Genomic DNA, 21,432 nt, shown 5'->3' with positions numbered 1-21,432 from the left:
CCAGAAAACCCGCACCACCGAATGCAACAGCTCAGGCCGACCAAAACCCACAACAACACCCCAATCACTCAGGTGTTGCAACGACCCCTTGAACCTGCCTCGGTTTTAGGGACCAAAAGTGATAGCGCATCCGGGACGGCGGAAGTTACTGGGCCTTGCCCAGGAAGTCCTGCAGGCGCTGGACGCCGGTGGCAAGGTCCTCGTCGCCCAGGGCGTAGGACAGGCGGAGGTAGCCGGACGGGCCGAACGCCTCGCCGGGTACTACTGCCACTTCAACCTCGTCGAGGATCAGGGATGCCAGCTCCGCTGAAGTCTGAGGTGTGGCGGTGCCGGACGCCGTCGGGAATTCCTTGCCCAGCAGCCCACGGACGTCCGCGTACACGTAGAAGGCTCCCTTCGGCGTCGGGCATTCCACGCCTTCAATGGCGTTCAGGCCGGCGACGATGGCCTTCCGGCGGCGGTCAAAGGCAACCTTCATCTCGTCGACGGCCGTCAGCGGCCCGGACACGGCGGCGAGGGCTGCGACCTGCGGGATGTTGGAGACGTTTGAGGTGGCGTGAGACTGCAGGTTGGTGGCGGCCTTGATGACGTCGGCCGGGCCGATCATCCAGCCCACCCGCCAGCCGGTCATCGCGTAGGTCTTGGCCACACCATTGAGGATGACCACCTTGTCGCCCAGCTCAGGAGCGGCGGTTGCGATGGAGGTGAAGGGTACGCCGTCGTAGGTCAGGTGCTCGTAGATCTCATCGGTGACAACCCAGAGCCCCTTCGCGGCGGCCCATTTGCCGATCTCGGCCACCTGCTCAGGGGAGTACACGGATCCTGTGGGGTTCGACGGCGACACGAACAGCAGGATCTTCGTGCGGTCCGTCACGGCTGCTTCGAGCTGCTCGACAGTCACCAGGTAGTCCTGCTCGGGACCGGCGAAGACCTCTACCGGAAGGCCGCCGGCCAGCCGGATCGCCTCCGGGTAGGTGGTCCAGAACGGGGTGGGCACGATGACCTCGTCGCCCGGATCCACGAGGGTGGCGAAGGTGTTGTAAACGGCCTGCTTGCCGCCGTTGGTCACCAGCACCTGGGAGGGGTCGACGGCGTAGCCCGAGTCGCGGAGCGTCTTCTCGGCAATCGCCTTCTTCAGCTCCGGCAGCCCGCCGGCAGGGGAGTAGCGGTGGTACTTGGGCTGGCTTGCGGCGTCAATGGCTGCCTGCACGATGTAGTCCGGGGTGGGGAAGTCGGGCTCGCCCGCCCCGAACCCGATCACCGGCCGGCCAGCTGCCTTCAACGCCTTCGCCTTGGCGTCAACGGCAAGGGTTGCGGATTCGGCAATTGCGGAAATGCGTTTGGAAACGCGGGCGGCAGACATGGCAGGTCCGTTCTTCGCTTGCAGCCACAAGGCTGGAATGTGGGATTCGACGAGTTCTACTCTATGCTGTTCACCGGACCCTCCGGGGTGCCGGTTCTGAAATATGACTGCGCTGGCAGACAGCCCGGAACACGGTGCGGGAGGGCCGGGACGGGCCGGTTTTACTAACGTGTTGAAGTTGCGTAGACTGGTTCACCGGTGTTGAAAACACGGATGATGACGTGCGCCCCAGTTAGGGCAGGCGATTCGTCATCGGAGTAATTCACTCCATAGGGTAGTGGCGCAATTGGTAGCGCAGCGGTCTCCAAAACCGCAGGTTGCAGGTTCGAGTCCTGTCTGCCCTGCGCAAGCTGCCCCGGGCGAAAATCCGGGGCAAGCGCAGCAACCATGGTTCGATCAGGGCCGGGTAATCCAGCATTGCAAAGATGAGCGAGGACCAGGTGACCGAAACAGCTGCCAGCAGCTCCAAGGGCCGCCCGGCTAAGAAGGACGCCAAGGCAAACTTCTTCGCCCGCATTGCACTCTTCGTCCGCCAGATCATCGGCGAACTGAAGAAAGTTGTTGCACCCACCCGCAAGGAACTGATCAATTACACGCTCGTGGTGCTGGTGTTCGTGGCCATCATGATGGTCATCGTCAGCCTGCTGGATATCGGTTTCGGAACCGCTGTCGGCTGGATCTTCGGCGGTTCCGGCTCCACGGACAGCTAAGGCTGCAGGGTCCGCAGGCTGCGTGCTCACCCCGGAATTCCCGAGGAAGACACACGGCGTGCGGAATTGAGCCATTTAAGTAGGCATGTTAGGCAATCAGGAAGCAGGAGACCAAGTGTCTGAGCAGGAGCTCGGGGTAACCGAGACTGAGCTGGAAGAGTCCGCGGACATCACGGCAGAAGCCGGTGATGAGTCTGAGGTTGAGTCCTCCGCGCCCGAATCCGATGACGCCGCCGTCGACGCTGAAGAAGCCGACGACGAGCCCACCGACGCCCTCGCCGCTGCCGCCGCCACCACGGCTGCCGACCCCGCCGAGGAATTCAAGGCCAAGCTGCGCCGCCAGGAAGGTGACTGGTACGTCATCCACTCCTACGCCGGCTACGAAAACCGTGTGAAGGCCAACCTCGAGACCCGCATCCAGACCCTGGACATGGAAGATTACATCTTCGAAATCCAGGTGCCCATGGAAGAAGTGGTCGAGATCAAGAACGCCCAGCGTAAGGTCATCAACCGCGTCCGCATCCCCGGCTACGTCCTTGTCCGCATGGACCTGACCGACGCCTCCTGGGGCGCCGTCCGCCACACCCCCGGCGTCACCGGCTTCGTGGGCAACGCCCACAACCCTGTTCCGCTGCGCCTGGATGAGGTCTTCTCCATGCTTGCCCCTGTCTTCGAGGAAGAGCAGGCCGAGAAGGGCAAGCCGGTCAACAAGCAGAACCAGGCCCCTGTCGCCGTCGACTTCGAGGTCGGCGAGTCCGTCATCGTCAAGGAAGGTCCGTTCGAGACCCTTCCGGCTACGATCTCCGAGATCAAGCCCGAGTCCCAGACCCTCGTTGTGCTGGTCTCCATCTTCGAACGCGAGACCCCGGTCACCCTGGCGTTCAACCAGGTCACCAAGATCTGATTACCGCAAGAATTCGTCCCGGCGCCGCCCGCTTAGCGGCTCCGGAACGGCCGGCCGCCTCGCCATGGCGGCCAAAAACCTGAGGCACGCTCCTGTGTCCCAGGACGTTATTGAGAGAAGGACCCTACATTGGCTCCCAAGAAGAAGGTCACCGGCCTCATCAAGCTGCAGATCCAGGCAGGTGCCGCTAACCCGGCTCCGCCGATCGGTCCTGCGCTTGGCCAGCACGGTGTCAACATCATGGAATTCTGCAAGGCGTACAACGCTGCGACGGAAGCCCAGCGCGGAAACGTCATCCCCGTGGAAATCACGGTCTACGAAGACCGTTCCTTCACGTTCATCACCAAGACCCCGCCGGCTGCAGAGCTGATCAAGAAGGCTGCAGGCGTTGCCAAGGGTTCCTCCACCCCGCACACCGTCAAGGTTGCAAAGCTGACGCAGGCCCAGGTCAACGAGATCGCCTCCACCAAGATGGAAGACCTCAACGCCACCAGCCTCGAAGGTGCAGCCAAGATCATCGCCGGTACCGCCCGCTCCATGGGCATCACCGTCGAAGGCTGATTCCAGCTTTCACCCGCCGGGCAACCGGCACCAACAACAATTGAAATGCCGGGCATCCGGGCCGGATAACGACACCCGGACCCCCGGCTGTGGCAGGGCCCAGCGCGGTCCGCAGACCACAACTGCACAAGGAGAAATAAGCAGCATGGCAAAGCGCAGCAAAGCATATGAGGCAGCAGCCGCCAAGATCGAGGCGGAGAAGTTCTACGCCCCGTTCGAGGCAGTGAAGCTCGCCAAGGACACCAACCCGTCCAAGTTCGACGCCACCGTTGAGGTCGCATTCCGCCTCGGCGTGGACCCCCGCAAGGCTGACCAGATGGTCCGCGGCACGGTCAACCTGCCCCACGGCACCGGCAAGACCGCCCGCGTCCTGGTGTTCGCCACCGGTGACAAGGCCGAAGCAGCAATCGCTGCCGGCGCCGACTTCGTTGGTTCCGACGACCTGATCGAAAAGATCGCCGGTGGCTGGACCGACTTCGACGCCGCCGTTGCCACCCCTGACCTCATGGGCAAGGTTGGCCGCCTCGGTAAGGTCCTGGGCCCGCGTAACCTGATGCCGAACCCCAAGACGGGCACCGTGACCCCCGACGTCACGAAGGCTGTCAACGACATCAAGGGTGGAAAGATCGACTTCCGCGTCGACAAGCACTCCAACCTGCACTTCATCATCGGCAAGGTTTCGTTCGACGCCGCCAAGCTGGCCGAGAACTACGCTGCAGCACTGGAAGAGGTGCTCCGCCTGAAGCCCTCCGCTGCCAAGGGCCGCTACATCCAGAAGGCCACGGTCGCCACGACCTTCGGCCCGGGCATCTCCGTTGACCCCAACGTCACCAAGGTGCTCATCGAGGCGTAGTCCTCACAGCGTTCGGTGCCCTTAAGCACCAAGGAAGGGACCGTCCGGCTCACCGCCGGACGGTCCCTTCCGCTTTAACCCTGCCCCACCGGCTGCGGCCCTCGACAGCCGCCGGCGGCTGGCTAGGCTGGGGGCATGACGCAGCCGAACGCCCTGGTGATTTCCGCCGTCGTTGTTCCTTCATCCGCTGACGCAACCGAAGACTCCCGGGACTTCCGTGACTGCGTGGCGATGCGCGCCGCGCACGAACTGGACACGTGGGGCAACCTCGACCGCGGCTACACGTACGCCGAGGAACTGGAGCATTGGCGCGGCACCGAGTACGAGGCCCGGCACCTCTTTGTGGGCAGGATCGGCGGGGAGACGGTCGGCATGTGCTCCGTGACCTTGCCGCTCCGGGAGAACCTGGCCACCGCCGGGGTCAACGTGCTGGTAGTGCCGGCCTTCAGGCGCCGCGGCCTGGGCCGGCAGCTCCTGCACCACGCCGAGGCTGTGGCGCAAAGGAACAACCGGACATCGCTGGACGGCTACTTCGAGATCCCCGCGCCTGCCGCCGACCGGAGCGGGCCGCTGCTGCCGGCGAAGTCCGGCGCGGGGAACCTGCCCGCCGACGACCCGTCGACAGCCTTCGCCGCTGCCTGCGGCTACGAGCTGGAACAGGTGGAAATATCCAGCCGCCTTACCCTCCCGGTCCCGCCGGACCGGCTCGCGGAACTGGAAGCGTCGGCTGCGGCCCATTCGCCGGATTACACGCTGGTGGGCTGGGCTGACTCGTGCCCGCCGGAGCTGGTGGACAGCTATGCCCGGCTCAATGCGAGGATGAGCGTTGACGTCCCCACCGCCGGAATGGACTGGGAAGGCGAGATCTGGGACGCCGACCGGGTCCGGCGGGGCGAGGAGATGCTTGCCCGCAGCGGTGTGCAGGCCCTCGTGGCCGCGGCTCGTCACCGGACCACCGGCGAACTCGTTGCCTATACGGTGCTCAACTGGCGTCCCGAGGTTCCCGGCGTCATCCTGCAACAGGACACCCTGGTGTCCGGCGGGCACCGGGGACACCGGTTGGGCATGCTGGTCAAGGTCGAAAACCTCCGCCGCGCGCAGGACAAGTGGCCGTCGGCGAACACCGTGCTGACGTGGAACGCCAACGAAAACCAGCATATGCTGGCGATAAATATCGCGCTTGGATTCAAACCTGCAGGGTATGAGGGTGAGTGGCAGAAACGGCTGGGATGATGCCCCTATGGCAATAGACGTAAAGATCGAGCAGCTCTGGATACCCGATTCGCTGGACGCGCCGGACGCCGCCGACTTCCTGGCCGCCGTCGAAGTGGGACGTAAAGTCAGAATGGCCACGTGGGGCAGTGACGACCTCGCCTACGGGCCGCTGGAAAAGCTCCTCGAGTTTGAGGACCCCTATGAACGCCAGCTCATCCTGGTCGCCAAAGTGGATGGCGAAATCGTTGGAACTGTGGATATCGCCCTCCCCATGACAGACCACCTGGACCTGGCCGAGTTCACCCTGGACATCCTCCCGGAGTTCCAGCGCCAGGGCGTGGGGCGCCGCCTGCTCGAGGCTGCCGAACACCTGGCGCGCGGGGAGGGGCGCACCATGATCCTGGTGGACACCAACCACCCGGGCGCCTCCCTGCACGAGTTCGAGCAGGCCCAGCTGGTCCCCGGCTCCGGGCAGGGCTTCGTCCCGTTGGAAAGCCGCGAGGTGGAGTTTGCGCAGAAGAGGGGGTACACGCTCCAGCACATCGAGCAGTTCAGTTCCTGCGCGCTGCCGCTGGATTCGAAACTCGTGGCGGACCTGCAGGCCGAAGCGGAAAACGCCAACAACGGCCGCTACAGGCTTCACCACTGGACCGACCGCTGCCCGGACCGCTGGCTGGAGGCCGTCGCTGCCCTGGAAAACCAGGCCGGCGCGGACGTGGACCCGTCACTGGACGTGCCGGTTGAGCAGGACATGGTGTTCGACGGCGGCATCCTCCGCGAAGCCGAGGACGTGGCCATAGCGCAGGGCAGGCGGACGGTGGTCACCGCCGTCGAGCACCTCGCGTCCGGTGCGCTGGTGGGCCTCACTACCATTACCGTCCTGGCGCACCGCACCGACGTCGTCTTCCAGGACGACACCCTGGTCCTCCAGGAGCACCGCGGGAACAAGCTCGGCCTGCTGATCAAGGTGGCCAACATGGAGCGGTTGACGGAGCAGTTTCCCGACGCGCGGGTGATCTACACGTGGAACGCGCCGGAGAACCGGTACCTCCTGACGGTCAACCAGCAGCTGGGTTTCCACACTGCCGGCGTGACCGGCATCTGGCAGAAAGAGCTTCCCAAGCTGCACACCCGCTCCAGCAGCTGACGCCCGATTTGGTGGAGCGCCGGGGCTCCCGTAGACTGGGAGCACCAAAGACCGTCGGTTTTATGGAAATCCACTCTTCCAAGCATGGCTCACCTCTGCAGCCCTGCTCGGGGGACGCAGTGGCTTTCCGGACGAAGGACCCTCTACGCAGGGCGGCCGGCGCAGGTGAACGAAGCTACGCTCCACGGACAACCGTGTTGAGCCAGGCCCCGTGCATCTGCGCGGGGCGTTTTTAGTTTTAGCTCTCTTGAGCGGGGACCGTCGAATACCGGCACTATCCCCGGAAGGAGGGTTATGGCAACGCCTACCAAGGTTTCAGCAGTAGCTGAGATCACTAACGATTTCAAGGAATCGAACGCCGCTGTCCTGACCGAATACCGCGGGCTCACCGTTGCACAGCTCAAGCAGCTGCGTGTTTCTCTCGGCCAGGACACCAAGTTCGCGGTCGTCAAGAACACCCTGACCGCCATTGCAGCCAAGGAAGCCGGCGTCGAAGCATTCGACGGCCAGCTTGCCGGCCCCACTGCAATCGCGTTCATCAAGGGTGACGCAGTTGCCGCTGCCAAGAGCCTGACGGATTTTGCCAAGGCCAACAAGCAGCTGGTCATCAAGACCGGTTACTTCGAGGGCAAGGCTCTGGACGCCAGTGAGGTTGCCGCACTGGCAGCCCTCGAGTCCCGCGAGCTGCAGCTCGCCAAGGTTGCAGGCGTCCTCAAGGCGCCCGCCGCCGCAGCTGCACGCATCATCGACGCACTGCGCCTCAAGCTTGAAGAAGAGAACGGTGCACCGGCAGCAGCCGAAGCGCCCGCCGCTGAAGAAGCTCCCGCCGAAGCTGAGGCTCCCGCCGAAGCTCCCGCTGCCGAAGAGAACTAATTCTCTTTACCCCACCAGACTCCGGTGGTCCGGCCCAGTGCCGGACTGCCAACAACAGGAAGGACGCCTACCATGGCGAAGCTCACCAACGAAGAGCTCATTGAAGCTTTCAAGGAACTGACCATCATCGAGCTCTCCGAGTTCGTCAAGCTCTTCGAAGAGACCTTCGAAGTTACCGCTGCTGCTGTTGCTGTTGCTGGCCCCGCTGCCGGCGGCGCTGCAGAAGAGGCTGAAGAGAAGACCGACTTCGACGTCATCCTCGAAGCTGCCGGCGACAAGAAGATCGCAGTCATCAAGGAAGTTCGCGCCATCACCTCCCTCGGCCTCAAGGAAGCCAAGGACCTGGTTGACGGTGCCCCCAAGGCTGTCCTCGAAGGCGCCAACAAGGAGACCGCCGAGAAGGCCAAGGAGCAGCTCGAGGCTGCAGGCGCCACCGTTACCCTCAAGTAACAGCGCATACTCCTGGAAAACCCCGTCCAACTGCCAGGCAGTTGGGCGGGGTTTTCTGCTTAACCTCGCCTAACTAGCTCGCAGTTGTTGCCGTTTAGGAGGCCCATAACGACAACAACTGCCAGTCAGTTGGGGTCGGAGATGTCTGCCACCACCGCGGCCAGTGCCGTCGTCAGGGAGTCGGCGTCCACAAAGGCGCTGTAGCCGTGGGCGCCCGCGCCCATCGAGATCCGGCGGCCTGTGATGGTGGCGTCCGCGTACACCGGCCACGGGTGCGTGCTGCCCAGCGGAGTGATGGTGCCGCGCTCGTACCCCGTGGCGTCCAGTGCCACATCCGCCGGCGGCAGCGAGAGCTTGTTGACGCCCACCAAGGCCCTCAGCTTGGGCCAGGAGATCTGCCGGTCACCGGGGATCAGGGCAAAAAGGAACGTCCCGTCCTTGTGTTTCACCACCAGCGACTTGACGATGTCAGCCGGCCGGATCCCCAGGATCCCGGCTGCCTCCTCCAGGCTCCTGGCCGCGGGCCGTTCCACCACCTCAACCTCGAGGCCGCGCGCGGCGGCGTCGGCCAGGAAACGTTCCCGCCCGACGCCGTCCGTTGCGTTTTGCGCGTGGCCCGCCATCAGTCGCGGTACAGCAGGAGGGCCTCGCCCTGCCCGCCGCCCCCGCACAGCGACACGGCGGCCCTGCCCGTTCCACGGCGCTTGAGCTCGTGGGCTGCATGGACTGCCAGCCGGGCCCCGGATGCACCGATGGGGTGGCCCAGGGCGATGGCGCCGCCGTGGATGTTGCACTTCTCCAGCGGGTAGTCCAGGTCCTTGAGCGACTGGACGGCCACGGAACCGAACGCTTCGTTGATCTCGATGAAGTCAAGGTCGGAGGTGCTCCAACCGGCCTTGTGGAGGGCGTTCATGATCGCGTTGGAGGGCTGGGAGTGCAGTGAGTTGTCCGGGCCGGCCACCTGCCCCGGCTTTCCCACCACGGCCAGGTACTCCAGGCCGTGCTGCTCGGCGTAGCCGCGGGAGGTCAGCACCAGGGCGGCAGCGCCGTCGGACAGGGGAGAGGAGTTGCCGGCGGTGATGGTGCCGTCGGTGACGAAGGCTGCGCGGAGGCCTGCCAGGGATTCGATGGAGGCGTTGGGCCGGACGCCTTCGTCGGTGTCCACCACCACGGGGTCACCCTTGCGCTGCTTGACGCTGATGGAGACGATCTCGTCGTCGAACGTTCCGTTCTTCGCGGCCAGCGCCGCGCGCTGGTGCGACTGGGCTGCCACGTTGTCCTGGGACGTCCGGTCTATGCCCAGGGTGAGGTTGCGGGTCTCGGTGGACAGGCCCATCGACTGCCCGTCGAACGCGTCCGTGAGGCCGTCGTGGGCGGCGGCGTCCAGGGCCTGGATGGAACCGTACGCCCAGCCCTGCCGTGATCCCGGAAGAAGGTGCGGTGCCCGGCTCATTGACTCCTGGCCCCCCGCGACCACCACGGAGACCTCACCCGTGCGGATCATCCGCGCAGCGTCGATGACAGCGGTCAGGCCGGAAAGGCAGACCTTATTGACCGTTACCGCGGGGACGTTCCAGCCGATGCCGGCCCCGATGGCGCTTTGCCGGGCAGGGTTCTGGCCTGCGCCGGCCTGCAGGACCTGGCCCATGATGACCGCTTCGACGTCTCCGGCGTCCACCCCGCTGGCGTCCAATGCCCCCTTGATGGCGTGGGCGCCCAGGTCCACGGCGGTAAAGCTTGCCAGCTGTCCGTTGATCCGCCCGGTGGGAGTGCGTGCCGCGCCGAGGATTACAACGTCGCTGTTGTCAGGAGAGTTGCCCATGGTTGTTACTTCCGCTCTGATCCGATGTAGGCCACCAAGGCTACCGTGACCCAGGTCACCTATCTATTCAAACGCCTCGCCTGGCATGTGCATTCCGCGGCGGGCCGGCAGGCGGAGGAAGCTGGAAAATGGGCGAAAAACAAGTGCTTGCATTCCGGGCGGATGTGGGGTAGACACGTAGGCGGTTTTGCCGTATCGTAGATATTTGCGTCTTCCCTGTTTACCTTCAGCCTTCATATAGCGGTGGGCTTCGCCTGGCAGCTGGCAATCGCTGTGCCGTGACAACAGCACAGCGTAGCCGGTAAGGGCCCCGGGTCATATAGCGGAACCGGATGGTAGCGCTGCGGATTCAGTCCGCAGGGTGCACAGCGGGGGAGATCTGAAAACGCCTGAAGGTCTGTGGAAGGATCCCTCTTGGTCGCCTCGAGCACCTCTAATAACGAAACCGCTAACACCGCCGACAGCACTGATGGTGCCACTCGCCGGCTTTCATTCGCAAAGATTCACGAACCTCTTGACGTTCCGAATCTGCTTGCCCTGCAGACGGACAGCTTCGACTGGCTGGTCGGCAACGAGCGCTGGCAGGCACGCGTAGCAAAGGCTGTCGAAGAAAACGATCTCAGCGTCGCCACCACGTCCGGCCTGTCGGACATCTTCGAAGAGATCTCCCCGATCGAGGACTTCCAGGGCACCATGTCCCTGAGCTTCTCCGACCCGGAGTTCGCCGACCCCAAGTACACCATGGCCGAGTGCAAGGACCGGGACGCAACGTACTCCGCTCCGCTGTACGTCAAGGCCGAGTTCATGAACAACAACACGGGCGAAATCAAGCAGCAGACCGTGTTCATGGGCGATTTCCCGCTGATGACCGAGAAGGGCACCTTCGTGGTCAACGGCACCGAGCGTGTCGTCGTCTCCCAGCTGGTCCGTTCCCCGGGCGCCTACTTCGAGCGCGCCGCTGACAAGACCAGTGACAAGGACATCTTCACCGCCAAGATCATCCCGTCCCGCGGTGCTTGGTTCGAGCTCGAGATCGACAAGCGCGACCAGGTTGGCGTGCGCCTCGACCGCAAGCGCAAGCAGTCCGTCACCGTGCTGCTGAAGGCCCTCGGCTGGACCGAAGGCCAGATCCTCGAGGAGTTTGGCCAGTACGACTCCATGCGCGCCACGCTGGAGAAGGACGCCACCGAGACCCGCGAAGACGCGCTGCTGGACATCTACCGCAAGCTGCGTCCGGGCGAGCCGCCCACCGTCGAGGCTGCCCAGTCCCTGCTGGACAACCTGTACTTCAACTCCAAGCGCTACGATCTGGCCAAGGTTGGCCGCTACAAGATCAACCGCAAGCTGGGCATCGACCGCTCCCTTGGCGACAAGGAAGCCTCCGTCCTGCACGTGGAAGACATCGTTGCCATGATCAAGTTCCTCGTTGCGCTGCACGCCGGCGAGAAGACCATCAAGGGCACCCGCGATGGCCAGGAAGTGGACCTGCGCGTCGAGATCGACGACATCGACCACTTCGGCAACCGCCGCATCCGCGCTGTCGGCGAGCTCATCGAGAACCAGGTCCGCACCGGCCTGTCCCGTATGGAGCGCGTCGTCCGCGAGCGTATGACCACCCAGGACGTCGAGGCCATCACCCCGCAGACCCTGATCAACATCCGCCCCGTGGTGGCAGCCATCAAGGAGTTCTTCGGAACGTCCCAGCTGTCCCAGTTCATGGACCAGAACAACCCGCTCTCGGGCCTGACCCACAAGCGCCGCCTGTCGGCCCTTGGCCCCGGTGGTCTGTCCCGTGACCGTGCCGGCATGGAAGTCCGTGACGTTCACCCGTCCCACTACGGACGTATGTGCCCCATCGAAACCCCTGAAGGCCCGAACATTGGTCTGATCGGCTCGCTGGCATCCTACGGACGCATCAACCCGTTCGGCTTCATCGAGACCCCGTACCGCAAGGTCAAGGACGGCGTCGTGTCCGACGACGTGCAGTACCTGACGGCCGACGACGAAGCAGAGGTGCTGATCGCCCAGGCCAACGCGCCGCTGGACGAGAACAGCCGCTTCGCCGAAGAGACCGTCCTGGTCCGTGCCCGCGGTGGTGGCGGCGAGCCCGTCCTGGTTCCCGCCGAGGACGTCGAGTTCATGGACGTTTCCCCGCGCCAGATGGTGTCCGTGGCAACGGCCCTGATCCCGTTCCTCGAGCACGACGACGCCAACCGCGCACTCATGGGTGCCAACATGCAGCGCCAGGCCGTGCCGCTGGTCCGTTCCGAGGCCCCGTTCGTGGGTACCGGCATGGAGCGCGCCGCAGCCGTTGACGCCGGCGACGTCGTCATCGCCAAGAAGGCCGGTGTGGTCACCGAGGTTTCGGCCGAGCTCGTCATCATGCTCAACGACGACGGCACGGAAACCAACTACCGCATCAACAAGTTCGCCCGCTCCAACCAGGGCAACTGCTACAACCACCGTGTCCTGGTAAACGAAGGCCAGCGCCTGGAAGTCGGCGGCATCATCGCCGACGGCCCGGCAACGGACCAGGGTGAACTGGCCCTCGGCAAGAACCTGCTTGTGGCCTTCATGTCCTGGGAAGGCCACAACTTCGAGGACGCCATCATCCTCTCGCAGCGCATCGTTGCCGAGGACGTCCTTTCCTCCATCCACATCGAGGAGCACGAGATCGATGCCCGCGACACCAAGCTCGGTGCCGAGGAAATCACCCGTGACATCCCCAACGTGTCCGAGGAAGTCCTGGCAGGCCTGGACGAGCGCGGCATCATCCACATCGGTGCCGAGGTCGAAGCCGGCGACATCCTGGTCGGAAAGGTCACCCCGAAGGGTGAAACCGAACTGACCCCGGAAGAGCGCCTGCTGCGCGCCATCTTCGGCGAGAAGTCCCGCGAAGTCCGTGACACCTCCCTCAAGGTGCCCCACGGCGAGTCCGGCACCGTCATCGGCGTCCGCGTCTTCGACCGCGACAACGACGACGAGCTGCCCCCGGGCGTCAACCAGCTGGTCCGCGTCTACGTGGCTGCCAAGCGCAAGATCACCGACGGCGACAAGCTCGCCGGCCGCCACGGCAACAAGGGTGTTATCTCCAAGATCCTCCCGGTCGAGGACATGCCCTTCCTTGCCGACGGCACCCCCGTTGACATCGTCCTGAACCCGCTGGGTGTCCCGGGCCGTATGAACGTGGGCCAGGTGCTCGAAACGCACCTCGGCTGGGTTGCCAAGACCGGCTGGAAGATCGAAGGCGAGCCCGAGTGGGTCAAGCAGCTGCCGAACCTGCCGCGCGAGAGTGGTCCCACCACTGTTGCCACGCCGGTGTTCGACGGTGCCCGCGAAGAGGAAATCACGGGCCTGCTGGACTCCACCAACGTGACCCGCGACGGCGACCGCCTGATCAACTCCTCCGGCAAGACCCGCCTGTTCGACGGCCGCTCCGGCGAGCCGTTCCCGGATCCGATCTCGGTCGGCTATATGTACATCCTGAAGCTCCACCACCTGGTGGACGACAAGATCCACGCCCGCTCCACCGGCCCGTACTCCATGATCACGCAGCAGCCGCTGGGTGGTAAGGCGCAGTTCGGTGGCCAGCGCTTCGGTGAAATGGAAGTGTGGGCGCTCGAAGCCTACGGCGCCGCCTACACGCTCCAGGAACTCCTGACCATCAAGTCCGATGACATCCACGGCCGCGTGAAGGTCTACGAGGCCATTGTCAAGGGCGAGAACATCCCGGAGCCGGGTGTTCCTGAATCCTTCAAGGTCTTGATCAAGGAAATGCAGTCGCTGTGCCTGAACGTGGAAGTGCTCTCCACGGACGGAACCACAATTGAAATGCGTGACTCTGATGACGCAGTCTTCACGGCTGCGGAGGAACTGGGCATCGATCTGTCTCGTGCAGAGCCCAGCTCCGTAGAAGAGGTCTAGCAGGTGGGGTTTCGACGGCGGGTGCCCACCCGCCGTCGAACCTGACCTCCCTCATCCCGCACCAAGACTTCAGAATTTAGAGAACAAGAGAGAACAGGGACCATATGTCCAGCGAATCCTCCTTCGGCCTCATGCAGATCGGCCTCGCCACCGCGGAAGACATCCGCGGCTGGTCGTACGGCGAGGTTAAGAAGCCGGAAACCATCAACTACCGCACGCTCAAGCCCGAGAAGGACGGCCTCTTCTGCGAGAAGATCTTCGGCCCGTCCCGCGACTGGGAATGCTACTGCGGCAAGTACAAGCGCGTGCGCTTCAAGGGCATCATCTGTGAGCGTTGTGGCGTTGAAGTCACCCGCGCCAAGGTCCGCCGTGAGCGCATGGGCCACATCGAGCTGGCCGCACCGGTCACGCACATCTGGTACTTCAAGGGTGTTCCGTCCCGCCTGGGCTACCTCCTTGACCTGGCACCGAAGGACCTCGAAAAGGTCATCTACTTCGCCGCCTACATGATCACCAGCGTCGACGAAGCTGCCCGCCACGAGGAACTGCCCAACCTGCAGGTTGAGCACGACATCGAGAAGAAGCAGCTGATCGACAACCGCGACTCGGACATCGCTGCCATCGCCCGTGACCTCGAGGGCGAAATCGCACGCCTGGAGGCCGAAGGCGCCAAGGCTGCCGACAAGAAGAAGGCCCGCGACTCCGCCGATCGCCAGATGGCCAACGTCCGCAAGCGCGCGGACGCCGACATCGAGCGCCTCGAGCAGGTCTGGGACCGCTTCAAGAACCTGAAGGTCGCCGACCTCGAAGGTGACGAAGGCCTGTACCGCGAGCTGCGCGACCGCTACGGCATGTACTTCGAAGGCTCCATGGGTGCCGAAGCCATCAAGAAGCGCCTTGAGAACTTCGACATGCAGGCCGAGTCCGACCTGCTGCGCGACGTCATCGCCAACGGCAAGGGCCAGCGCAAGACCCGCGCCCTCAAGCGCCTCAAGGTGGTCAACGCGTTCCTGACCACCAACAACAGCCCGCTCGGCATGGTCCTCGACGCCGTCCCGGTGATCCCGCCGGAACTGCGCCCGATGGTCCAGCTGGACGGTGGCCGCTTCGCGACCTCCGACCTCAACGACCTGTACCGCCGCGTGATCAACCGGAACAACCGCCTCAAGCGACTGCTTGACCTTGGCGCCCCGGAGATCATCGTCAACAACGAGAAGCGCATGCTTCAGGAAGCTGTTGACAGCCTGTTCGACAACGGCCGCCGCGGCCGTCCCGTCACGGGTCCGGGCAACCGTCCGCTGAAGTCCCTGAGCGACATGCTCAAGGGCAAGCAGGGCCGTTTCCGCCAGAACCTGCTCGGCAAGCGCGTCGACTACTCCGGCCGTTCGGTCATCGTCGTTGGCCCGCAGCTGAAGCTGCACCAGTGCGGCCTGCCCAAGCAGATGGCGCTGGAGCTCTTCAAGCCGTTCGTGATGAAGCGCCTGGTTGACCTCAACCACGCCCAGAACATCAAGTCGGCCAAGCGGATGGTGGAGCGTTACCGTCCCCAGGTGTGGGACGTGCTCGAAGAGATCATCACCGAACACCCGGTGCTGCTCAACCGTGCACCTACCCTGCACCGCCTGGGTATCCAGGCGTTCGAGCCCCAGCTTGTTGAAGGCAAGGCCATCCAGCTGCACCCGCTGGTGTGTGGCGCCTTCAACGCCGACTTCGACGGCGACCAGATGGCAGTGCACCTGCCGCTGAGCCCCGAGGCCCAGGCTGAGGCCCGCATCCTGATGCTGTCCTCGAACAACATCCTGAAGCCGTCCGACGGACGCCCGGTCACCCTGCCCTCGCAGGATATGATCATCGGCCTTTACCACCTGACCACCAAGCGGAAGGGTTCGGCCGGTGAAGGCCGTGTCTTCGGCTCGGTGTCCGAGGCCATCATGGCGTTCGACGCCCGCGAGCTGCACCTGAACTCCCAGGTGAAGATCCGGCTGGAAGGCTTCGTGCCGTACGCCGGCTGGGAAGCACCGGAAGGCTGGGAGCCGGGTCAGCCCGCACTCGTCCAGACCTCCCTGGGCCAGGTCCTCTTCAACGAGACCCTGCCCGAGGACTACCCCTGGGTTGAGGCTGTTGCCGACAAGGGCGAACTGTCCCGTATCGTCAACGACCTCGCCGAGCGCTACCCGAAGGTCGTCACGGCTGCCACGCTGGACAACCTGAAGGATGCCGGCTTCTACTGGGCCACCCGTTCCGGTGTCACCGTCGCCATCTCCGACATCGAGGTCCCGGCTGCCAAGCCGGAAATCCTTGCCGGGTACGAAGAGCGCGCCGCGAAGATCCAGGGCCAGTACGACAAGGGCCTGATCGACGACGACGAGCGCCGCCAGGAGCTCATCGAGATCTGGAACAAGGCCACCAACGACATCGCTTCCGTGATGCGTGAAAGCCTGTCCCCGATGAACACCATCAACCGAATGGTGTCCTCCGGTGCACGTGGTAACTGGATGCAGGTCCGCCAGATCGCGGGTATCCGTGGCCTGGTGGCCAACCCGAAGGGTGAGATCATCCCGCGTCCGATCAAGTCCTCTTACCGTGAGGGCCTGTCGGTGCTGGAATACTTCATCGCCACGCACGGTGCCCGTAAGGGCCTCGCCGATACCGCCCTGCGTACCGCCAACTCGGGTTACCTGACCCGTCGTCTGGTGGACGTGTCCCAGGACGTCATCGTCCGCGAAGAGGACTGCGGCACCGAGCGCGGCCTGGTCACGCCGATCGCCGTCGCCGACTCCAACGGCGAGCTGGTCCTGGACGAGAACGTCGAGAACAGCGCCTACGCACGTACGCTGGCTGTCGACGTCGTGGACTCCGAGGGCAAGGTCCTCGCAGCCGCCGGCACCGACTGCGGCGACGTCGTCATCGACGAGCTCTTCAAGGCAGGCATCACCGAGGTCAAGGTCCGCTCCGTGCTCACCTGTGAGTCCAGCGTCGGCACCTGCGCCCTGTGCTACGGCCGTTCGCTGGCCACCGGCAAGACCGTGGACATCGGCGAGGCCGTCGGCATCATCGCCGCACAGTCCATCGGCGAGCCCGGTACCCAGCTGACCATGCGTACGTTCCACACCGGTGGTGCAGTGTCCGCCGGTGGCGGCGACGACATCACCCAGGGTCTGCCCCGTATCCAGGAGCTCTTCGAAGCCCGTACTCCGAAGGGTGTTGCGCCGATCGCCGAAGCGGCCGGCCGTATCACCATCGAAGAGTCCGAGCGGCAGATGCGCCTGGTCATCACCCCGGATGACGGAACCGAAGAGATCGCGTACCCGGTCCTGCGCCGTTCTCGCCTGCTGATCGAAGACGGCGACCACGTCACTGTCGGCCAGAAGCTGATCAACGGTCCTGTCGATCCCAAGCAGGTCCTGCGCATCATGGGTCCCCGTGCTGCACAGAAGTTCCTGGTGGACGAGGTCCAGGGCGTGTACCGCAGCCAGGGCATTGGCATCCACGACAAGCACGTGGAAGTCATCGTCCGCCAGATGCTGCGCCGCGTCACGGTCATCGAGTCCGGCGACTCCGACCTGCTCCCCGGTGAGCTGGCAGAGCGTGCCCGGTTCGAAGACGCCAACCGCCGCGTTGTATCCGAGGGCAAGACTCCGGCTTCCGGACGTCCCGAGCTCATGGGTATCACCAAGGCATCGCTGGCCACCGAGTCCTGGCTGTCCGCAGCTTCCTTCCAGGAGACCACCCGCGTCCTCACGCAGGCGGCCATGGAAGGCAAGAGCGACCCGCTGCTGGGCCTCAAGGAGAACGTCATCATCGGTAAGCTGATCCCGGCCGGCACGGGCCTCCCGCGCTACACCGAGATCACGGTGGAGCCGACTGAGGAAGCAAAGGCCAACCTGTTCACTGGCCCGAGCGCGTTCAGCGACTTCTCGTACGACACCCTGGGCGGCGACGGAGCTCCTGAGTTCCACGCCATCCCGCTGGATGACTACGACCTGGGCAACGACTTCCGGTAAACGGAAGCCTGGGCCGGGCCCCGTCTCACCCTGCTGCACGGCAGGGGAGGCGGGGCTTCCGGCTTTAAACCAACTGGCTCGCAGTTGTTGTCCTTTTGAGGCTCCAAAACGACAACAACTGCGGGCCAGTTGGGGGAGCGGGCCCGATTAAGGCATGGAGGCCGTCCATGCTAGACTGGGTACCAATTGTTATTGTGGCAGTGGATGAGAGCGCCGGTTCAAGCTGAAAGGCTGGACCAGAGCGACGTTTCCGGTTTGCAGGGTTCTTGTGCAACGTATGCCACATTTTCGCATGCCTAGGGACATTTTGACGCGAGTCAGGTCGCCGGCATGGGATCCGACTATTAAAGGCTTCGCCTTCGCCGCCTTCGGAGATTCCTTCCAAGGCCCGGGCGGCGGGGCAACGCAACAAGAGAGCAGCCGGAAACGGCTGTTCCGGATAAAACGGAGAACACGAGAGTGCCTACGATTAACCAGCTGGTCCGCAAGGGCCGCACGCCTAAGGTCTCAAAGACCAAGGCTCCCGCGCTTAAGGGCAGCCCGATGCGCCGCGGTGTTTGCACCCGCGTCTACACCACCACCCCCAAGAAGCCGAACTCGGCTCTGCGTAAGGTGGCACGTGTGCGCCTCAACGGCGGCGTTGAAGTAACCGCCTACATCCCCGGTGTTGGCCACAACCTGCAGGAGCACTCCATTGTGCTCGTTCGCGGTGGTCGTGTGAAGGACCTCCCGGGTGTCCGCTACAAGATCGTCCGTGGCGCCCTCGATACCCAGGGTGTGAAGAACCGTAAGCAGGCCCGCAGCCGCTACGGCGCAAAGATGGAGAAGAAGTAATATGCCTCGCAAGGGTCCGGCCCCCAAGCGGCCGCTCGTTTCGGATCCGGTCTACGGTTCCCCGCTGGTAACCCAGCTCATCAACAAGGTGCTGGTTGACGGCAAGAAGTCCACCGCAGAGCGCATCGTTTACGGTGCCCTCGAAGGTGCCCGCGCCAAGTCCGGTGGCGACCCCGTTGCCGCCCTGAAGAAGGCCATGGACAACGTCAAGCCTTCCCTCGAAGTCCGCTCCCGCCGTGTCGGTGGCGCCACCTACCAGGTTCCGGTTGAGGTTAAGCCGGGCCGCTCCACCGCACTCGCCCTGCGGTGGCTGGTGGGCTACTCGAAGGCCCGCCGTGAGAAGACCATGACCGAGCGCCTCCAGAACGAAATCCTGGATGCCTCCAACGGTCTCGGTGCCGCTGTGAAGCGTCGCGAAGACACCCACAAGATGGCCGAGTCCAACAAGGCCTTCGCACACTACCGCTGGTAATACTCCCCGGACGCCGCCGGCTCAACCGAGCCGGCGGCGAACGTGTAGTCCATCCCAAAAGGAGACCCCGTGGCACAGGACGTGCTTACCGACCTTAGCAAGGTCCGCAACATCGGCATCATGGCCCACATTGATGCCGGCAAGACCACTACCACCGAGCGCATCCTGTTCTACACGGGTGTGAACCACAAGATCGGCGAAACGCACGACGGCGCTTCGACGACTGACTGGATGGAACAGGAAAAGGAACGCGGCATCACCATCACGTCTGCCGCCGTGACCTGCTTCTGGGAAAACAACCAGATCAACATCATCGACACCCCCGGCCACGTTGACTTCACCGTTGAGGTTGAGCGCTCCCTGCGCGTCCTCGACGGTGCTGTTGCCGTCTTCGATGGCAAGGAAGGCGTGGAGCCGCAGTCCGAGACCGTGTGGCGCCAGGCTGACAAGTACAACGTCCCGCGCATCTGCTTCGTCAACAAGATGGACAAGCTCGGTGCGGACTTCTACTTCACCGTGGACACCATCATCAGCCGCCTCGGTGCCAAGCCGCTGGTCATGCAGCTGCCGATCGGTGCCGAGAACGACTTCATCGGCGTCGTGGACCTGCTCTACATGCGCGCACTGGTGTGGCCCGGCGACGCCAAGGGCGACGTGACCATGGGTGCCAAGTATGAGATCCAGGAGATCCCGGCTGACCTTCAGGCGAAGGCTGAAGAGTACCGCGCGGCCCTCGTTGAGACCGTTGCCGAGTCCTCCGAAGAACTCATGGAGAAGTACCTCGAAGGCGAAGAGCTCAGCATTGACGAGCTCAAGGCCGGCATCCGCAAGATGACCATCAACTCCGAGCTGTACCCCGTGTTCTGTGGCTCCGCCTTCAAGAACCGCGGTGTCCAGCCGATGCTTGACGCCGTCGTGGACTACCTGCCCAACCCGCTCGACGTTCCTCCGATGATCGGTCACGATCCGAAGGACGAAGAGAAGGAACTGACCCGCAAGCCGTCCGCTGACGAGCCGTTCTCGGCCCTGGCGTTCAAGATTGCGGCACACCCCTTCTTCGGCCAGCTCACCTTCATCCGCGTGTACTCCGGTCACGTGGAATCCGGTGCGCAGGTGGTCAACTCCACCAAGGGCAAGAAGGAGCGCATCGGCAAGCTGTTCCAGATGCACGCCAACAAGGAAATGCCCGTCGAGGCAGCTACCGCAGGCCACATCTACGCAGCGATCGGCCTGAAGGACACCACCACCGGTGACACCCTGTGCGACGCCAGCAACCAGATCGTCCTCGAGTCCATGAGCTTCCCGGAGCCCGTGATCTCCGTGGCGATCGAGCCGAACACCAAGGGTGACCAGGAGAAGCTGTCCACGGCCATCCAGAAGCTCTCCGCTGAGGACCCCACCTTCCAGGTGTCCCTCAACGAAGACACCGGCCAGACCATCATCGCCGGCATGGGCGAGCTCCACCTGGACATCCTGGTGGACCGCATGCGCCGCGAGTTCAAGGTTGAAGCCAACGTGGGCAAGCCGCAGGTTGCTTACCGCGAGACCATCAAGCGTGCCGTGGAACGCCACGATTACACGCACAAGAAGCAGACCGGTGGTTCGGGCCAGTTCGCAAAGGTCCAGATCGCCATCGAACCGCTCGACACGGCCGAGGGCGAGCTGTACGAGTTCGAGAACAAGGTCACCGGTGGCCGCGTTCCGCGCGAGTACATCCCGTCGGTTGATGCCGGTATCCAGGACGCGCTGAACGACGGCGTGCTGGCCGGCTACCCGGTTGTTGGCATCAAGGCGACGCTGATCGATGGCGCCTACCACGATGTCGACTCCTCGGAAATGGCGTTCAAGATCGCCGGCCGGATGGCTTTCAAGGAAGCCGCCAAGAAGGCGAACCCTGTCCTGCTTGAACCGCTGATGGATGTCGAGGTCCGCACCCCTGAGGAATACATGGGTGACGTTATCGGTGACCTTAACTCACGCCGTGGCCAGATGCAGTCCATGGAAGATGCAGCCGGTGTCAAGGTTGTCCGTGCACACGTCCCGCTGTCCGGCATGTTCGGCTACATCGGTGACCTGCGCTCGAAGACCCAGGGCCGTGCTGTGTACTCCATGACGTTCAACAGCTACGCCGAGGTCCCGAAGGCTGTTGCCGACGAGATCATCCAGAAGAGCCGCGGCGAGTAGTCCTTCCGGACTTTCAAAGCGAACACCTCGGGTGCGCCGGCCGGAAACGGAAAGCGCAGCCGGTGCAGGTGGCCGGGGCCGGTCGGCCCCTAACGGCAGGGCCAGTCCCGGCCATC

Annotated in this window: 16 protein-coding genes and 1 tRNA gene; 14 read left to right on the top strand and 3 right to left on the bottom strand. The window is 64.0% G+C overall.

From position 1 onward, the window contains the following. Nucleotides 1-145: 145 nt before the first annotated feature. Nucleotides 146-1,363: a pyridoxal phosphate-dependent aminotransferase gene (locus tag ACYQ1Z_RS06595; protein ID WP_459791684.1), complete on the bottom strand. Its 1,218-nt coding sequence runs from the start codon at nt 1,361-1,363 to the stop codon at nt 146-148. Between the two features lie 271 nt (nt 1,364-1,634). Between ACYQ1Z_RS06595 and ACYQ1Z_RS06590 the strand changes: the two genes are divergently transcribed. The 9 genes from ACYQ1Z_RS06590 to rplL all read left to right on the top strand — a co-directional run bounded on the left by ACYQ1Z_RS06590 (nt 1,635) and on the right by rplL (nt 8,076). Continuing rightward, nucleotides 1,635-1,707: transfer RNA gene (locus tag ACYQ1Z_RS06590), tRNA-Trp, on the top strand. An 81-nt stretch (nt 1,708-1,788) separates the two neighbouring features. Beyond that, on the top strand, nt 1,789-2,073 hold the full coding sequence (secE, locus tag ACYQ1Z_RS06585) for a preprotein translocase subunit SecE (RefSeq protein WP_459791683.1): 285 nt from the start codon (nt 1,789-1,791) through the stop codon (nt 2,071-2,073). 115 nt (nt 2,074-2,188) lie between these two features. Continuing rightward, nucleotides 2,189-2,977, top strand: coding sequence for a transcription termination/antitermination protein NusG (gene nusG, locus ACYQ1Z_RS06580; RefSeq protein ID WP_459791682.1), 789 nt, complete (start codon nt 2,189-2,191; stop codon nt 2,975-2,977). 129 nt (nt 2,978-3,106) lie between these two features. After that, nucleotides 3,107-3,538, top strand: a complete 432-nt coding sequence (gene rplK / locus ACYQ1Z_RS06575; protein WP_018760472.1) for a 50S ribosomal protein L11 — start codon at nt 3,107-3,109, stop codon at nt 3,536-3,538. A gap of 145 nt (nt 3,539-3,683) precedes the next feature. After that, on the top strand, nt 3,684-4,391 hold the full coding sequence (gene rplA, locus ACYQ1Z_RS06570; protein ID WP_459791681.1) for a 50S ribosomal protein L1: 708 nt from the start codon (nt 3,684-3,686) through the stop codon (nt 4,389-4,391). Nucleotides 4,392-4,526: 135 nt separating this feature from the next. Continuing rightward, nucleotides 4,527-5,624 (top strand): N-acetyltransferase family protein, encoded by a 1,098-nt coding sequence (locus ACYQ1Z_RS06565; protein WP_459791680.1) that lies wholly within the window; start codon nt 4,527-4,529, stop codon nt 5,622-5,624. Between the two features lie 7 nt (nt 5,625-5,631). Then, complete coding sequence (locus ACYQ1Z_RS06560; RefSeq protein ID WP_459791679.1) at nt 5,632-6,753, top strand: GNAT family N-acetyltransferase; 1,122 nt, start codon at nt 5,632-5,634, stop codon at nt 6,751-6,753. A 294-nt stretch (nt 6,754-7,047) separates the two neighbouring features. Further along, nucleotides 7,048-7,626: a 50S ribosomal protein L10 gene (gene rplJ / locus ACYQ1Z_RS06555; protein ID WP_459791678.1), complete on the top strand. Its 579-nt coding sequence runs from the start codon at nt 7,048-7,050 to the stop codon at nt 7,624-7,626. Between the two features lie 72 nt (nt 7,627-7,698). After that, a complete protein-coding gene (gene rplL / locus ACYQ1Z_RS06550; protein WP_058266497.1) occupies nt 7,699-8,076 on the top strand; it encodes a 50S ribosomal protein L7/L12 in 378 nt (125 codons plus the stop codon). 125 nt (nt 8,077-8,201) lie between these two features. Here rplL and ACYQ1Z_RS06545 read toward each other — a convergent pair whose 3' ends face one another. Then, the gene (locus ACYQ1Z_RS06545) at nt 8,202-8,699 is read right to left on the bottom strand and encodes an aminoacyl-tRNA deacylase (RefSeq protein ID WP_459791677.1); all 498 of its coding nucleotides are present in this window, start codon (nt 8,697-8,699) and stop codon (nt 8,202-8,204) included. Next, nucleotides 8,699-9,898, bottom strand: a complete 1,200-nt coding sequence (locus ACYQ1Z_RS06540) for an acetyl-CoA C-acetyltransferase (RefSeq protein ID WP_459791676.1) — start codon at nt 9,896-9,898, stop codon at nt 8,699-8,701. Before ACYQ1Z_RS06540 ends, ACYQ1Z_RS06545 begins: the two co-directional genes overlap by 1 nt. A gap of 414 nt (nt 9,899-10,312) precedes the next feature. On the opposite strand from ACYQ1Z_RS06540, the gene rpoB reads away from it, so the two are divergent. From rpoB to fusA, 5 genes are all read left to right on the top strand, one after another. Next, nucleotides 10,313-13,822, top strand: coding sequence for a DNA-directed RNA polymerase subunit beta (gene rpoB / locus ACYQ1Z_RS06535; RefSeq protein WP_459791675.1), 3,510 nt, complete (start codon nt 10,313-10,315; stop codon nt 13,820-13,822). Between the two features lie 104 nt (nt 13,823-13,926). Beyond that, a complete protein-coding gene (locus ACYQ1Z_RS06530) occupies nt 13,927-17,826 on the top strand; it encodes a DNA-directed RNA polymerase subunit beta' (protein WP_459791674.1) in 3,900 nt (1,299 codons plus the stop codon). A 459-nt stretch (nt 17,827-18,285) separates the two neighbouring features. Next, nucleotides 18,286-18,660, top strand: a complete 375-nt coding sequence (rpsL, locus tag ACYQ1Z_RS06525; RefSeq protein WP_009358312.1) for a 30S ribosomal protein S12 — start codon at nt 18,286-18,288, stop codon at nt 18,658-18,660. A gap of 1 nt (nt 18,661) precedes the next feature. Next, the gene (gene rpsG / locus ACYQ1Z_RS06520; RefSeq protein WP_003803829.1) at nt 18,662-19,132 is read left to right on the top strand and encodes a 30S ribosomal protein S7; all 471 of its coding nucleotides are present in this window, start codon (nt 18,662-18,664) and stop codon (nt 19,130-19,132) included. A 69-nt stretch (nt 19,133-19,201) separates the two neighbouring features. Further along, the gene (gene fusA / locus ACYQ1Z_RS06515; protein WP_459791673.1) at nt 19,202-21,316 is read left to right on the top strand and encodes an elongation factor G; all 2,115 of its coding nucleotides are present in this window, start codon (nt 19,202-19,204) and stop codon (nt 21,314-21,316) included. Nucleotides 21,317-21,432: the final 116 nt, after the last annotated feature.

The sequence above is a fragment of the Arthrobacter sp. AD-310 genome, assembly GCF_054656615.1.
The sequence above is the reverse complement of the archived record's forward strand: the minus strand, read 5'-3'. Positions and strand labels throughout refer to the sequence as shown.